The sequence below is a fragment of the Bradyrhizobium sp. LVM 105 genome (genome assembly GCF_003957705.1).
GTDB lineage: Bacteria > Pseudomonadota > Alphaproteobacteria > Rhizobiales > Xanthobacteraceae > Bradyrhizobium > Bradyrhizobium frederickii.
Genome location: NZ_QZMV01000003.1, coordinates 396,866 through 410,805, shown reverse-complemented (window position 1 = coordinate 410,805; position 13,940 = coordinate 396,866). Strand labels below are relative to the sequence as shown.

At 63.2% G+C, this 13,940-nt stretch carries 13 protein-coding genes; 6 read left to right on the top strand and 7 right to left on the bottom strand.

Annotated features, from left to right (window positions below; translation table 11 throughout):
- Positions 1-70: 70 nt before the first annotated feature.
- Positions 71-958, bottom strand: a complete 888-nt coding sequence (locus D6B98_RS11520) for a LysR substrate-binding domain-containing protein (RefSeq protein WP_245481335.1) — start codon at positions 956-958, stop codon at positions 71-73.
- 197 nt (positions 959-1,155) lie between these two features.
- On the opposite strand from D6B98_RS11520, the gene D6B98_RS11515 reads away from it, so the two are divergent.
- Positions 1,156-1,524 (top strand): nuclear transport factor 2 family protein, encoded by a 369-nt coding sequence (locus D6B98_RS11515; protein WP_126257100.1) that lies wholly within the window; start codon positions 1,156-1,158, stop codon positions 1,522-1,524.
- A 153-nt stretch (positions 1,525-1,677) separates the two neighbouring features.
- Here the strand turns inward: D6B98_RS11515 and D6B98_RS11510 are convergent, their stop codons facing one another.
- The gene (locus tag D6B98_RS11510; protein ID WP_126257099.1) at positions 1,678-2,220 is read right to left on the bottom strand and encodes a methylated-DNA--[protein]-cysteine S-methyltransferase; all 543 of its coding nucleotides are present in this window, start codon (positions 2,218-2,220) and stop codon (positions 1,678-1,680) included.
- A 99-nt stretch (positions 2,221-2,319) separates the two neighbouring features.
- Here D6B98_RS11510 and D6B98_RS11505 point away from each other — a divergent pair, with 99 nt between their 5' ends.
- Positions 2,320-2,676, top strand: coding sequence for a DUF1304 domain-containing protein (locus D6B98_RS11505; protein WP_164718552.1), 357 nt, complete (start codon positions 2,320-2,322; stop codon positions 2,674-2,676).
- A 146-nt stretch (positions 2,677-2,822) separates the two neighbouring features.
- Positions 2,823-4,058, top strand: coding sequence for an ABC transporter substrate-binding protein (locus D6B98_RS11500; protein ID WP_126257098.1), 1,236 nt, complete (start codon positions 2,823-2,825; stop codon positions 4,056-4,058).
- Positions 4,059-4,185: 127 nt separating this feature from the next.
- On the opposite strand, the gene D6B98_RS11495 is transcribed toward D6B98_RS11500, so the two are convergent.
- Entirely contained in the window at positions 4,186-4,611 is a 426-nt protein-coding gene (locus D6B98_RS11495; RefSeq protein ID WP_126257097.1) for a DUF1330 domain-containing protein, read from the bottom strand.
- Between the two features lie 166 nt (positions 4,612-4,777).
- On the opposite strand from D6B98_RS11495, the gene D6B98_RS11490 reads away from it, so the two are divergent.
- Positions 4,778-6,997 carry a transglycosylase domain-containing protein gene (locus D6B98_RS11490; RefSeq protein ID WP_126257096.1) on the top strand — a complete coding sequence of 740 codons (2,220 nt, stop codon included), beginning with the start codon at positions 4,778-4,780 and terminating at the stop codon, positions 6,995-6,997.
- 265 nt (positions 6,998-7,262) lie between these two features.
- On the top strand, positions 7,263-7,922 hold the full coding sequence (locus D6B98_RS11485) for a hypothetical protein (RefSeq protein WP_126257095.1): 660 nt from the start codon (positions 7,263-7,265) through the stop codon (positions 7,920-7,922).
- Positions 7,923-8,078: 156 nt separating this feature from the next.
- Here the strand turns inward: D6B98_RS11485 and D6B98_RS11480 are convergent, their stop codons facing one another.
- The 4 genes from D6B98_RS11480 to D6B98_RS11465 all read right to left on the bottom strand — a co-directional run bounded on the left by D6B98_RS11480 (position 8,079) and on the right by D6B98_RS11465 (position 12,403).
- Complete coding sequence (locus D6B98_RS11480) at positions 8,079-8,918, bottom strand: M48 family metallopeptidase (RefSeq protein ID WP_126257094.1); 840 nt, start codon at positions 8,916-8,918, stop codon at positions 8,079-8,081.
- Positions 8,919-9,134: 216 nt separating this feature from the next.
- The gene (locus D6B98_RS11475; RefSeq protein WP_126257093.1) at positions 9,135-10,463 is read right to left on the bottom strand and encodes a polyhydroxyalkanoate depolymerase; all 1,329 of its coding nucleotides are present in this window, start codon (positions 10,461-10,463) and stop codon (positions 9,135-9,137) included.
- A gap of 121 nt (positions 10,464-10,584) precedes the next feature.
- Positions 10,585-11,403, bottom strand: a complete 819-nt coding sequence (locus tag D6B98_RS11470) for an ABC transporter permease (RefSeq protein WP_126257092.1) — start codon at positions 11,401-11,403, stop codon at positions 10,585-10,587.
- Positions 11,404-11,599: 196 nt separating this feature from the next.
- The gene (locus D6B98_RS11465; protein WP_126257091.1) at positions 11,600-12,403 is read right to left on the bottom strand and encodes an ABC transporter ATP-binding protein; all 804 of its coding nucleotides are present in this window, start codon (positions 12,401-12,403) and stop codon (positions 11,600-11,602) included.
- 106 nt (positions 12,404-12,509) lie between these two features.
- Here D6B98_RS11465 and D6B98_RS11460 point away from each other — a divergent pair, with 106 nt between their 5' ends.
- A complete protein-coding gene (locus tag D6B98_RS11460) occupies positions 12,510-13,832 on the top strand; it encodes an ActS/PrrB/RegB family redox-sensitive histidine kinase (RefSeq protein ID WP_126257292.1) in 1,323 nt (440 codons plus the stop codon).
- Positions 13,833-13,940: the final 108 nt, after the last annotated feature.

Below are 13,940 nucleotides of genomic sequence, written 5' to 3'. Positions count from 1 at the left end.
TCGCCGCTGCGCGGCGAGCCGGTTTGAGGAAAGGAGAGATTGACGCGACGCGCATGCAACACCTCACCAATCACCGCGCCGACTTCTGTTCGGAGAGCCGTAGCGCGTTTACGAGTGCAGACAGAGTGGCTGGTTGATGCTGACGACTGGGATAGTACATGAAGAAGCCGGGAATCGGCGGCGTCCAATCCTCCAGCACCCTAATGAGGCGGCGTTGCGCGACATATTTGGCGATCTGCTCTTCATAGGCGAGTCCGATACCAACTCCAGCGAGCGCTGCCTGAATCACCAGATGAGTATCATCAATGATCAGCGGGCCGTTCACGTTGATCGTGACCGACTTTCGTCCCTGCTCGAACTCCCACCGATATGGACCACCCGCAAGACGCAGGGTGATACACCGATGATCGCTGAGGTCCTTTGGCTTTTCGGGGATGCGTCGTGAGGCGAAATAGCGTGGCGACCCTACCACCGCCAATCGCAGGTCGGGTGTGAGACGAACCGCGATCATGTCCTTTTGAATGTACTCGCCAAGCTGAATACCGGCATCGAACTCGCCTGCAACGAGGTCCACGGGGCCAGTGACGGTGACAACGTCCAGAACGATGTCAGGGTAGGCATCAGCGAAAGCTCTGAGCCGCGGCAACAATACCATCACGGCAGCGGATCGTGACATCACAATTCGAAGGCGACCTTGAGGCCGGCGCCGAACGCTTCGGGCTTTGTCGAGGGCCTGACGAATTTGCTCAAGGGCCGGAGACAAGTCTTCCAGAAGAGCGGCCCCGGCAGCGGTTGGCGCAACGCTCTTGGTTGTTCGCGCGAGCAGCTTCAGCTCGAGCCGCTGCTCAAGCCTCCGGATCGTGTGGCTCAAGGCAGACTGAGATACACCAAGCTTTATCGCGGCGCGTGTAAAGCTTCGTTCATTGGCCACGACTGCAAACGCGGCAAGTTCGTTCATTTCGTTTGTCATCATCTATGAATACTGCTCACGAGCCTATGCCAAGCAGGACGCCTAGTCTCATAAACTACATTGTCGTAGGTCTTGCGAGCAAGGAGACGACCTGCGGCATCTTCCGATACGCGGAGCAGGTTGAGGCTCAGCACAAGTTACCGCGCCGCGTGGATGAGCTCGGTGCAACAGCTTTGAGGAAGACGATGGATACAGACTTTTCCGCCTTGCGTTCGCTTGCGCAGGCCTATTTCGATGCTGCCTATGAAATGGATGCCGAGAAATTTGCATCCATATTTGACCCCTTGAGTTCAGTGACGAAGATCGCCGAGGACGGCAATGTTGGCGTGACGCCGATTGCAACCTGGCTGGCAGCGGTCCGCAACATGAAAGCTCCGAAGCAACAGGGCTTCACGCGGGATGATCAGATCGTGTCAATCGACGTTGAAGGAGAGCTCGCGCTCTTGAAGGTGAAATTTCAAATCCCGCCACGTTCCTTGACCGATCTGTTGTCATGCTTGAAGGTGAATGGGACCTGGAAGATCGTTCAGAAGGTGATGACGTCGAAAGTCTGACGGAGTCGGTTACCGTAGGAGAGAGCAGCCGAAGGTTCGCGCGACGACCCATCCGCGCGGGCAGAACGTTGCAGCCCGGCTCTAGCTGTTCGGCCACGGCTCGCTCGGGTCCACATCCCAAGCCTGCATCACACCGCCGCCAATCACTCATTCTCAAAGGGGTTCTCGAACCTCCACGCCCTCATGCCGCAGCAGCCAGCGTTTGCGCTCCAGCCCGCCGCCATACTTCACCAACGAGCCATCCGCGCCGATCAGCCGGTGGCACGGCAGGACCACGCTGATCGGGTTGGAGCCATTGGCATGGCCGACGGCGCGAATGGCCTTGGGCATCTCGATCTTTGCGGCGAGCGCGCCGTAGCTCATCGTGGTGCCGGCAGGGATTTGCGCGAGCGCAGTCCAGACCTTCTGCTGGAACGGCGTGCCGGCGATGCGCCACGCGATGCCCGGGAGCTGGCCGAGATCGCCTTCGAAATAGCCTGACAGCGCGGTCCGCATGGCCGCGGGCGCGGCCTGGCCGCTCAGCTCGACCACACCGTAGTGCAGGCGCAAAAGCTCGCGCATGCGGTGCTCGTAGTCCTCCCAGTCGAGGGCGCGCAGGGCGCCTTCGGCATCGGTAACGAGCAGCGCTGTGCCGATCGGCGTCGTCAGGCGATCGAGGCCGAAGCTTATAGGAGGTTTGGTTGATCGGCTGGCCATTGCGGCACCATTGCATCGAAACACGCCCATCGCACTTGCCATGCCGGCCATGCTAACGTCCACCCGAAAGCTGACGCTTTGGGGGAGCTCACCTTGATCCTGATCGCCAATGTCCTGGTGGCACTGGTTGCCGCGCTGCACGTCTTCTTCCTGATCCTGGAGATGTTTCTCTGGGACAAGCCGCAGGGCCTGAAGGTGTTTCGCAACACGCCGGAGAAGGCCGAGATCACGAAGGTGCTGGCCGCCAATCAGGGCCTCTATAACGGCTTCCTTGCCGCCGGCCTGGTCTGGGGTCTCGTCCACGACAATCCGGTCTTCGCATTCCAGATCAAGGCGTTCTTTCTGCTTTGCGTGATCATCGCCGGCGCCTATGGCGCTGCGACTGTCAGTCCACGCATCCTGATGGTGCAAGCGCTGCCGGCAGTGATCGCGCTGGCTGCGTTGTTCCTGGCTTAGTTTCTGGCCTGAGACGCTACGGCGCAGCGTCGCGATCCTTGCGCGGCGCTGCGCCTTCCTCCACAATCTTCGGCAGCGATGGCGACCGTTGCAATCAACGGAGAAAGACCATCGGCCGAAAATTCCGTCAGGAGGAACAACCAAATATGAACAATCGCAGGGTCTTCCTAGCTGCCACGGCAGCGCTCGCGCTCGCCGCCAGCCAAGCCTTCGTAAGCCAAGCCTTCGCCCAGAAGAAATACGACACCGGGGCGAGCGACACCGAGATCAAGATCGGCCAGACCGTGCCGTTCTCCGGCCCGTATTCCGTCTATGCCAATATCGGCAAGACCCAGGCCGCCTATTTCAAGATGATCAACGATCAGGGCGGCATCAACGGCCGCAAGATCAATCTGATCCAGTATGACGACGCCTACTCGCCGCCGAAGACGGTGGAGCAGGTGCGCAAGCTCGTCGAGGGCGACGAGGTGCTGTTCACCTTCCAGCTGATCGGCACCGCGGCCAACGCAGCCGTGCAGAAGTACCTCAACGGCAAGAAGGTCCCGCAACTCCTCGCCTCGACCGGCGCCGCGCGCTTCAACGATCCGCAGAACTATCCCTGGACCATCGCATACAATCCCAACTACGTGTCCGAGGGGCGGATCTACGCCAAGTACATTCTCAAGGAGCATCCCAACGCCAAGATCGGCGTGCTTTACCAGAACGACGACATGGGCCGCGACTATCTGGCGGGGCTCAAGAGCGGGCTCGGCGACAAGGCCGCCAGCATGATCGTCGGCGAGGTCTCCTACGAGGTCACCGACCCGACCGTCGATTCGCAGGTGGTCAAGCTGAAGTCGATGGGGGTTGATCTGTTCTTCGACGCCTCGACGCCGAAATTCGCGGCGCAGGCGATCAAGAAGCTCGCAGATCTCGGCTGGACGCCGGTGCACATCCTCGACATCAATGCGAGCCCGGTGTCGGCAACGCTGAAACCGGCCGGCCTCGATATCTCGAAGGGCATCATCTCGACCAATTACGGCAAGGACCCCGGCGATCCCCAGTGGAAGGACGATCCGGGCGTGAAAGCCTTCTTCGCCTTCATGGACAAGTATTTCCCCGAGGGCGACAAGCTCAATACCGTCAACACCTACGCCTATTCGGTGGCCGAACTGCTGGTGCAGGTCATGAAGCAATGCGGCGACGATCTGACGCGCGAGAACGTGATGAAGCAGGTCGCCAACATCAAGGGCTACACACCCAGCCTGGCGCTGCCCGGGATCAAGATCAACACCGGCCCCAATGACTACCGCGTCAACAAGCAGATGCAGATGATGAAGTTCAACGGCGAACGCTGGGAGCTGTTCGGACCGGTCATCGAGGACACCGGCCCGTCGGGTTAGGACTCAACTTCTCTGCGACGTCATGCCCGGGCTTGTCCCGGGCATCCACGTTCTTGGGCCAAAGGGAAGCCGTAGATGGCCGGGTCAAGCCCGGCCATGACGATCGAGAGAGCTTCCTACTTGGCGTTCAGGTCGGTATCTCCCCGAAATTCTTGCCCACCGGCAGCACGGCATGCCGGATCAGCCGCGAGTCCTCCACGGCTGCCTGCCGATGCTTCACCGCCTCGCGATAGACGGGGTCGCGGATCATCTCGACGAAGGCTGAGACGCTGGGATATTCGGCGATGAAGCAATGGTCCCAGCGTTCCTGCTGCGGACCGATCAGCATCAGCTCGAACTTGCCCTGCCAGACGATGCGGCCGCCCAGGCGCTCGAACACCGGGCCGCTCTCGCGGCCATAGGCGGCGTAGGCTTCCGCCCCGCTCGCCTTGCGTCCGTCCGGATAGGCCGCCTCCTTGCGCAACCGCACCAGGTTGAGCATGTGGATCGGGCCGGGACGGTCGTTCTCCCGGAACTGCGCGAAGATCTCCTTGGTCGGGTCGATATGGCCCATGAGCGCTCCCTCTTCTTTATGGCGACGATCCTAGCTTTGCCGCCGAGGATACGGAACTGCGGGGTGCGAATGCCCCACCTCCTAATCGCGCGTTAACCTCGGGGTAACCGGGCCTTAAACAGCGACCGCTAGCGTGCGGCGGGGCGGGCTGACCGGGCGTTTGCGTATGGCGTGGGGAAAGAAAAAGGGTGGGCGGAAAGAGCCGCTGTTCGGCTTGCCCGCAGCGCTCGCCGATCTGCGCCTGACCGCGGCGGATCGCATTCCCGGCGGCGGCGACGACAAGCCGAAGAAATCAGCCAAATCACCCGCCCGGCGCAAGGGCGAGGATGCCGGCGACGAGCCGCCGCGCGAGCGCAAGGCGCCGGCCGGCCGCAGTGGGGCCAAGCGCCGCGCGAAGTCGCGCGGCGGGTTCGGCCTCGGCCGTCTCGTCTATTGGGGCGCGGTGCTGAGCCTGTGGGGCGCGATCGCGGTGGTCGGCGTCGTGATCTATGTCGGCGCCCATCTGCCGCCGATCCAGTCGCTGGAAATCCCCAAGCGCCCGCCGACGATCCAGATCGTCGGCATCGACGGCAGCATGCTGGCGCAACGCGGCGAGATGGCCGGCGCCAATGTCGCGCTGAAGGAGCTGCCGCCCTATCTGCCGAAGGCGTTCATCGCCATCGAGGACCGCCGCTTCTATTCGCATTTCGGCATCGATCCCGTCGGCATCCTGCGCGCCCTCGTCACCAACGTGCTCCATCGCGGCGTCTCGCAGGGCGGCTCGACGCTGACGCAGCAGCTCGCCAAGAACCTGTTCCTGACCCAGGAGCGCACCATACAGCGCAAGCTGCAGGAGGCAGAGCTCGCGATCTGGCTGGAGCGCAAGCATTCCAAGGACGAGATCCTGGAGCTCTATCTCAACCGCGTCTATTTCGGCTCGGGCGCCTACGGCGTCGAAGCCGCTGCGCAGAAATATTTCGGCAAGTCGGCCAAGAACGTCACGGTCGCCGAAGCGGCAATGCTCGCCGGCCTCGTCAAATCGCCCTCGCGCCTCGCACCGAACCGCAATCCCGAAGGCGCCGAAGCGCGCGCGCAGATCGTGCTCGCGGCGATGGCCGATGCAAACTTCATCACCGACGCGCAGGCCAAGGCCTCGATCGGCCATCCCTCCTACAACGTGAAGCCGGCCGGCGCCGGCACCGTCAATTACGTCGCCGACTGGATCGGCGAAGTGCTGGACGACCTGGTCGGCCAGATCGACGAGAGCATCAAGGTCGAGACCACGATCGATCCGAAGCTGCAAAGCGTGGCGGAAGCCGCCATCATCGACGAGCTCGCGGCCAAGAGCGTGAAGTTCAACGTCAGCCAGGGCGCGCTGGTGGCGATGACGCCTGATGGCGCCGTGCGCGCCATGGTGGGCGGGCGGAACTATTCCGACAGCCAGTACAACCGCGCAGTGACCGCCAAGCGCCAGCCGGGCTCCTCGTTCAAGCCGTTCGTGTATCTGACGGCGCTGGAGCAGGGCCTGACGCCTGACACGATGCGCCAGGACGCGCCGATCGAGGTCAAGGGCTGGAGACCCGAGAACTACACCCATGAATATTTCGGCGCGGTGACGCTGACCCAGGCGCTGGCGATGTCGCTCAACACCGTCGCGATCCGTCTCGGCCTCGAGGTCGGGCCGAAGAACGTGGTGCGCACCGCGCACCGGCTCGGCATCTCCTCCAAGCTCGAGCCCAATGCCTCGATCGCGCTCGGGACATCGGAAGTCTCGGTGGTCGAGCTGGTCGGTGCTTACGCGCCGTTCGCCAACGGCGGCTTCGCGGTCGCGCCGCATGTCGTCACGCGGATCAGGACGCTGAGCGGCAAGCTGCTCTACATGCGCCAGCCGGAAGGGCGCAATCCGGTGATCGACCCCCGCTATGTCGGCATGATGAACGCGATGATGCGGGAGACGCTGATATCGGGCACCGCCAAGAAGGCGGAGATCCCGGGCTGGCCGGCGGCCGGCAAGACCGGCACCAGCCAGGATTATCGCGACGCCTGGTTCATCGGCTACACTGCGAGCCTCGTCACCGGCGTCTGGCTCGGCAACGACGACAACTCGCCGACCAAGAAAGCCACCGGCGGCGGCCTGCCGGTGGAAGTCTGGACGCGCTTCATGAAGGCCGCGCACGAAGGCGTGCCGGTGGCAAACCTGCCGAGCGCACCGGGCGGCTGGGGCCTGTCGAACCTCGCGCAGGCGGCCTCGCAGATCTCGCCGCCGACAGCGGCAGCACCCGGACCGGCACCGGCGAACGCCGGCGGCTATCGCCCGCCGCCTCCCACGCGCGCCAATGTGCGGCCGGAAGCGGCGGCAGGGCTCGACGGCTGGCTGATGGACCGGTTGTTTGGCGGGAATCGATAGGTTCTGCCCGAGGTTTCGATGACCTCGAAACAAGAACTGCGAAAACAACCCCATGCACAGTAGCCGAGGATAATGAAATCAACGGCTTGCGCAGGCAGCGCAGAGCCTGAAGCGCGCGCTTCATCACTTCGGCAATTCCTGCCCAGCGCGGCAAGATCGACCGCGACCCACGCATGGCTGATGGGAAAAACACCAATCTCTTCAAGCACCCGTCTTCGGCCCGGGATTTGCTCTCATAGGTCGAGCAGGAACCTGGGAGCGTTCGATGATTTCAAATGTATCCGGTGCGGCGTTGCCTCATCTGCGGCCCGCATCAACTCCCGCGTCGAATGCGGCATCGGGTCTCCAACCGGTGGTACCGGACGCGACTGACGCTGCGACCAGCAGCTTCCGGATTGACGTCTCGCAGGTCAAGCCGCTGTCAGGTGCGAAGGTGATATCGGCGGCGGACAATCCCCACCTGCGCGACCTCCTGGCAACGAACTGGCTGAGGACTCACGACGCGAGTGCGACGCAACCGGTCGCCGCAGACAACGCACCGGAGAACACCTACGCTCAGGTCAAGGTTGACGGCGAGGTGGTGGCCACGTTGTACAATGGCGGGTCCTCGGTGATGACCAACCAGGCCGCGGCGAAGGTCGGCAAGCTCGAGGATCCTCCCGGCTTGAGCGGGCCGGACCTGGCGCAATGGCGGGCCGACAGATACGCCGAGCTGCTTGGCGGCACCGTCGAGAAGGCCTCCACGGCCATCACGCAATCGCAATGGACGCCGCGCGAGAGCAGGCCCACGACATATAGTCGCGAGCAACTCGACGCGGCGTTCCAGGCGATGGTGGCGGAGGGTCAGACGGCTGGCGCGCAGCAGCAATCAGCCTATCTGGCCTCACGCGCGCAGGCGGGAACGAGTGCGGATTTCAGTGCATGAGGGTGGTTTGAAGCCGCCCCGCTCTCTGCTGTCACTTACCGCGAAAGCGAGGCATCTAGTACAGCACGCCCCGGCTCAACAACAACGGTCTCTTTAATACTGGGTCGTCCGGTCAAGCCGGACGACGACAGCGAGTGTTAGGCGGGTAGTGAGAGCCTAATCCTCGACCCCGTAGCGGTGCAGATCATTCCCGTAGGTGTCGAGCCACTTCTTGGCGCGCTCCATCGACGGGCAGACTCTGCCGCAGACGCGCCAGAACCGCGCCGAGTGGTTCATCTCGACGAGATGGGCGACTTCGTGGGCGGCGAGATAGTCGAGCACGAAGGGCGGCGCGAGGATCAGGCGCCAGGAGAACGACAGCGATCCGGCCGAGGTGCAGGAGCCCCAGCGGCTGGACTGATCGCGGATCGAGAGGCGCTTGACCTTGACACCGAGCTCGGCGGCGTAGGCCTCCGCCGAACGCTGCAGATCGCGGCGCGCCTCGCGCTTGAGGAAGTCGCTGACGCGGCGATCGACATGTTCGAGCCCGCCGGCGACGCAGAGGATGCGTTCACCGCTATCGCGCATCTCGGTCCACACCGTGCCGCGCGTGCCGGCGCGATGAACGATGCGATGCGGCGTGCCGCGGAGCGGTACCACCGTGCCAGGCTGGAACGGCGCGGCCTTCGGCAAGCGACCGAGACGCGCGGCAATCCAGGCGCCGTGACGCTGTGCGAAGTCCTTGGCTTCGGCGAGCGTGCCGCGCGGCGGGATGGTGAGGATGGCTTCGCGATCGCTCGGATGAATCCTGAGTGTATAGCGGCGCGCGCGTCTGTGCCGGCGCAATCGGATGGCAAAAAATTGCGATCCGTGGGTGATGACGAGGGTCTTTGGTTCGTGGGGCCGCCGATAAAGGAGTGCGCGAGTGGCCATGTCTGTCAGTCCGGGGGGCAGGAGGGCGCCCGGATTCTGCCATAACCGCCGCCATGGGAAGCGCTCGGCGCAAAAACAAATCATTTGCCCAATATACAGCGGTCAGGCGACCGGGAGACCCTACAGACTGGGGTTGGAACCGGCTTTTTTCGCCCTCGCTGGATGCATGCGACACCCCCAAAGGGTGAGTACTGACTCACTCCTAGGAAGCTACCTAAATACCGCGAATCTGGCGGGAACTCGCCCCCGCCGGGGCCTTCGGCCAAGCCTGGATTCTCGACCGGAAAGCCGAAAACGAGCTTATTCGGCTGCGCGCGCCTGCAATGAGCTCGGATTGGCCGCCGAGACCATGAAATCATGAATCCGCGGCACGATTTCCGACTTGAAGCGCGAGCCGTTGAACACACCGTAATGTCCGACGCCCTTCTGGACGTAATGAACGCGGCGATGCTCGGGGATCGAGCTGCACAAAGCGTGCGTTGCTTCGGTCTGACCGAGACCGGAGATGTCGTCGTTCTCGCCTTCGACCGTCATCAACGCAACGCGCGTCACCTTGGAGGGATCGACGCGTGTTCCGCGATGGGTCATCTCGCCCTTGGGCAGCGAGTGCTTCACGAACACGGTGTCGACCGTCTGCAGGTAATATTCGGCGGAGAGGTCCATCACCGCGAGGTATTCGTCGTAGAACTCGCGGTGCTTGTCGACGAGGTCGCCGTCGCCCTTCACCAGATTGGCGAACAGCTGCTTGTGGGCGTCCATGTGCCGGTCGAGATTCATGCTGATGAAGCCGTTGAGCTGCAAGAATCCCGGATAGACGTCGCGCATCATGCCCGGATGCGGGAACGGCACCTTGGTGATGACGTGGTTGCGGAACCAGTCGATGCCACGCTCCTGGGCGAGGTTGTTCACAGAGGTCGGATTGCGACGGGTATCGATCGGGCCGCCCATCAGCGTCATCGAGATCGGCACGAACGGATCGCGTCGCGCTTCCATGATCGAAACCGCGGCGACCACGGGCACCGAGGGCTGGCACACCGCCATGACGTGGGTGTTGCCGCCGAGCACGTGCAGCATCTCGATGACGTAATCGATGTAATCGTCGAGATCGAAGCGGCCGTCGCTGAGCGGCACCATGCGGGCATCGGCCCAGTCGGTGATGTAGACCTCATGCGCCGGCAGGAAGGCCTCGACCGTTCCGCGCAGCAGCGTCGCGTAATGACCGGACATCGGCGCCACGATCAGCACGCGCGGCTGCGGGCTGCGCAAGGGCCGCGCGAACTTGCGATCGAAGTACAGCAGCCGGCAGAACGGTTTTTCCCAGACCGAGCGGATCTCGACGGGAACGCGGATGCCGTTGACCTCGGTGTCGTTGAGACCCCATTCCGGCTTGCCGTAGCGGCGCGTGGTGCGCTCGAACAATTCGCAGGCCGCGGCGACCGACTTGCCGACCTCGGTGCGCGCCCAGGGATTGAGCGGATTCTGAAACAGCAACTTGGTCGCGTCAGTGACGGCGCGCGCCGGATTGAGAGAGGCGTGCGCCATCTCGTACATCCAGTACATCGGCGTCGTCAGGACCGGACTGCCTTCAGCCGCCAGGGGCGGCGCGCCGCCAAACTCACCAATAGGCATTGTTATATTCCTCTTCGCATCGCAGCATACTGCCGAATGCGTAATATTGCGTCAATGCATGGTTCCGTACATCTACGTAAGAGAAACGGTAAAACCAGCCTGAATCCACGGGAAAGTGACGCTATTCGCCGCTCGAGAGCAGCGAGCCGTGTTTTCTGGCGCTGCGCAAAAGAGCAAGGAATGCCCCAAAAGATGCAACGAGGAGCGCGGCATTGATGGCCAATGCATCCAGCATCAGGTCGCCGCGAAAGGTGTTTTCGATCAGCAGCGCGCGCATGCCCTCGAACACGTAGGTCGGCGGTAGCGTCCAGGCGACGTATTGCAGCCAAGCCGGCAGCACGCTGACCGGATAGTAGATGCAGGCGAGCGGCATGATCGCGAACATCAGGGTCCAGACGATGCTCTCGGCGCCAAGGCCGTTTCGCAGCACGAGACCCGAGACGAAGATGCCGACCGACCAGCTCGTAAAGATCAGATTGCAGAAGAACGCGATCAGCGGCAGGCCGAGCGCGTAGACGTTGAAGTGAAACAGGAACAGCGCCAGCAGCGTCATCGGGATCACCCCGATCGCGAGCCGGATCAGGCTCATGACCATCAGCGACAACAGAAACTCGATCGGCTTGAGCGGGCTCATCATGAGGTTGCCGAGGTTGCGCGCCCACATCTCCTCGAGGAACGAGATGGAGAAGCCGAGCTGGCCGCGGAACAGGATGTCCCAGAGGATGACGGCGCCGATCAGCGTGCCGCCGGCGCGCGCGAAGAAACTGGCGTTCTCGGCGATGTAGAGCTGGAGGAAGCCCCAGGTGATGACCTGCAGCGCCGGCCAGTACAACAGCTCGAGCAGGCGCGGCCAGGACGACAGCAGCAGGTACCAATAGCGCAGGATCATCGCGCCGATACGGTGCACGGAGATGCCGTGGTGGAGGGAGATCTCGGTCATGGGGCAAACCCGTAGCCCGGATGGAGCTTCGTCATTCCGGGGCGCGCGGAGCGCGAGCCCGGAATCCATAACCGCAGGCGGTGGTGGGACTCCCAGTCTTCGCCAAACTCAATCCTGTGGCTATGGATCCCGGGCTCGCGACTATGTCGCGCCCCGGGATGACAGGCTCCATCCAGGCTGCAAGTACGGCTTCCCCTCACCGCGTCGCCTCCTTCGCGCCGTTCGCCCGGCCGCGCGCGACGTCGAGAAACACCTCCTCCAGCGTGGTGCGGTTGTAGCGGGCCATGATCGCCTCGGGCGTGTCGTCGTCCTCGATGCGGCCGCGCTTCATGATGATGACGCGGTCGCAGAGCCGCTCGACCTCGAGCATGTTGTGCGACGCCAAAAGGATGGTGGCGTTGTTGTCCCTGCGATAGCGCTCCAGATGCGCCCGCACCCAGTCGGCGGTATCGGGGTCGAGCGAGGCCGTCGGCTCGTCCAGCAGCAAGAGCTCGGGCTGGTTGATCAGCGCCTTGGCAAGCGCGACGCGGGTCTTCTGCCCGGCGGACAGTTTGCCGTTGGCACGATCGATGAAGTCGGTGAGATCGAGATCGTCGGCGAGCTCGGCGATGCGCCCGGCGAGGTTCTTCACCGCATAGAGCCTGCCGAACACGGTGAGGTTCTGCCGCACCGTGAGCCGCATCGGCATGTCGACATAGGGGCTTTCGAAGTTCATCCGCCCCAGCACCGCGGCGCTCTCCTCGGGCATTCGATGGCCGAGCACCTGCACGCGGCCGGAGGTCGGCAGCACCAGGCCCATGATCATCGCGATGGTCGTGGTCTTGCCGGCGCCGTTGCCGCCCAGAAGCCCGGTGATGCTGCCGCGCGGCAGCGAAAAGGAGATGTCGTCGACGGCACGGGTCTGCTTGTAGACCTTGACGAGATGATCGACCGTGATCGCCGCGGACAGGCTGCGATCCGCGACAGTCGGCCGGCTTGAAGCGTCGTCATACTCGGTCATGCTGACCGTTCTTCTGCTATTGCGGCAGGGAGCGCAAGGCTTGTAATCCGGTGGTTCCGCGAGCCCAGCGTTTGTGACTTTGGAAGGCGCCGCCACATTGGCCAATATGACCGAAATTGCCGCTTCGAACTTCCGCCACGCGCAGCGGCATATCCGCCTGGACACGATCCTGCGGCTGCGCTGGCTCGCGGTGCTGGGTCAGCTCGCCGCGATCTTCATCGTGGCGCAGGGGCTGGAATACAACGTCGAGATCGTCCCCTGCGTCAGCATCATCGCCTTGTCGGCGGCGGTGAATCTGGGACTCCAGACCGCGGCCAACCCGATGCAGCGGCTGGAGCCGGTACAGGCGGCCGGCCTGCTCGCGCTGAACATCGTGGAACTGGCCGGCCTGTTGTATTTCACCGGCGGCTTGCAAAACCCGTTCTCGTTCCTGTTCCTCGCGCCGGTGCTGATCTCGGCCACGGCCCTGCCGGCACGCTTCACCTTCGGCCTCGGCGTGCTTGCGGTCGCCTGCGCCTCGGTGCTGTTCTTCTTCCACCTGCCGCTGCCATGGGATTCAGACGATCCGCTGGTGCTGCCGCCGATCTATCTCGTCGGCGTCTGGCTTTCCATCGTGCTCGCGATCGGCGTCACCAGCCTCTACTCCTTCCAGGTGACCGAAGAAGCGCGCAAGCTCGCGGACGCACTGGCCGCGACCGAGCTGGTGCTGGCGCGCGAGCAGCATCTGACCCAGCTCGACGGCCTTGCCGCTGCCGCCGCGCACGAACTCGGCACGCCGCTCGCCACGATCTTCTTGATCTCGCGCGAGCTGGAAAAGACGGTGAAGGACGCCAGCATCGCCGCCGATCTGAAGACGCTGCGCGAGCAAACCCAACGCTGTCGCGACATCCTGAGCAAGATCACCCAGCTCTCCCCCACCGGTGCGCCGTTCGACCGTATGAAGCTGTCGGAGTTGATCGAGGAGGTGGTGGCCCCGCACCGCGATTTCGGCGTCGAGATCAAGGTGCGGATCGCCGTCGCCGTCGTGGCCGAACCGGTCGGTTCCCGCAATCCGGCGATCCTCTACGGTGTCGGCAACATCGTCGAGAACGCGGTCGATTTCGCTCGCACCACCGTCGAGGTGAACGCGTGGTGGAATAAGGACATCATCGAGCTCGTGATCTCCGACGACGGTCCCGGCATTCCCCCTGATATCCTGAACCGAATCGGCGAGCCCTACCTGTCGCGACGGCGAACCGTGGACGACGGCGGAGGTGAACGACGCGGCCTCGGATTGGGCGTGTTCATCGCGCGCACATTGCTCGAACGCACCGGCGCCAAGGTCTCGTTTACCAACCGGACCTTTCCGGAACACGGTGCCGTGGTCCAGATCAGTTGGCCGCGACAACGATTTGAGACTATCGAGACCCTCGAAGAAACAATAGGATAGGGCATGATCCGGAAAGGCATTCAGCGGTTTTCCGACACGATCATGCTGAAAGCGAGAATCGCAAGCGCGATGAGGATTCGTCGCGCTTGAGGCCGCGACCTTGCGTCG

What these genes read in the sequence shown, in the direction of transcription:
- D6B98_RS11520 (WP_245481335.1), bottom strand. Translation starts at nt 958, where the DNA reads ATGAACGAACTTGCCGCGTTTGCAGTCGTGGCCAATGAACGAAGCTTT.
- D6B98_RS11515 (WP_126257100.1), top strand. Translation starts at nt 1,156, where the DNA reads ATGGATACAGACTTTTCCGCCTTGCGTTCGCTTGCGCAGGCCTATTTC.
- D6B98_RS11510 (WP_126257099.1), bottom strand. Translation starts at nt 2,220, where the DNA reads ATGGCCAGCCGATCAACCAAACCTCCTATAAGCTTCGGCCTCGATCGC.
- D6B98_RS11500 (WP_126257098.1), top strand. Translation starts at nt 2,823, where the DNA reads ATGAACAATCGCAGGGTCTTCCTAGCTGCCACGGCAGCGCTCGCGCTC.
- D6B98_RS11495 (WP_126257097.1), bottom strand. Translation starts at nt 4,611, where the DNA reads ATGGGCCATATCGACCCGACCAAGGAGATCTTCGCGCAGTTCCGGGAG.
- D6B98_RS11490 (WP_126257096.1), top strand. Translation starts at nt 4,778, where the DNA reads ATGGCGTGGGGAAAGAAAAAGGGTGGGCGGAAAGAGCCGCTGTTCGGC.
- D6B98_RS11485 (WP_126257095.1), top strand. Translation starts at nt 7,263, where the DNA reads ATGATTTCAAATGTATCCGGTGCGGCGTTGCCTCATCTGCGGCCCGCA.
- D6B98_RS11480 (WP_126257094.1), bottom strand. Translation starts at nt 8,918, where the DNA reads ATGATTTGTTTTTGCGCCGAGCGCTTCCCATGGCGGCGGTTATGGCAG.
- D6B98_RS11475 (WP_126257093.1), bottom strand. Translation starts at nt 10,463, where the DNA reads ATGCCTATTGGTGAGTTTGGCGGCGCGCCGCCCCTGGCGGCTGAAGGC.
- D6B98_RS11470 (WP_126257092.1), bottom strand. Translation starts at nt 11,403, where the DNA reads ATGACCGAGATCTCCCTCCACCACGGCATCTCCGTGCACCGTATCGGC.
- D6B98_RS11465 (WP_126257091.1), bottom strand. Translation starts at nt 12,403, where the DNA reads ATGACCGAGTATGACGACGCTTCAAGCCGGCCGACTGTCGCGGATCGC.
- D6B98_RS11460 (WP_126257292.1), top strand. Translation starts at nt 12,510, where the DNA reads ATGACCGAAATTGCCGCTTCGAACTTCCGCCACGCGCAGCGGCATATC.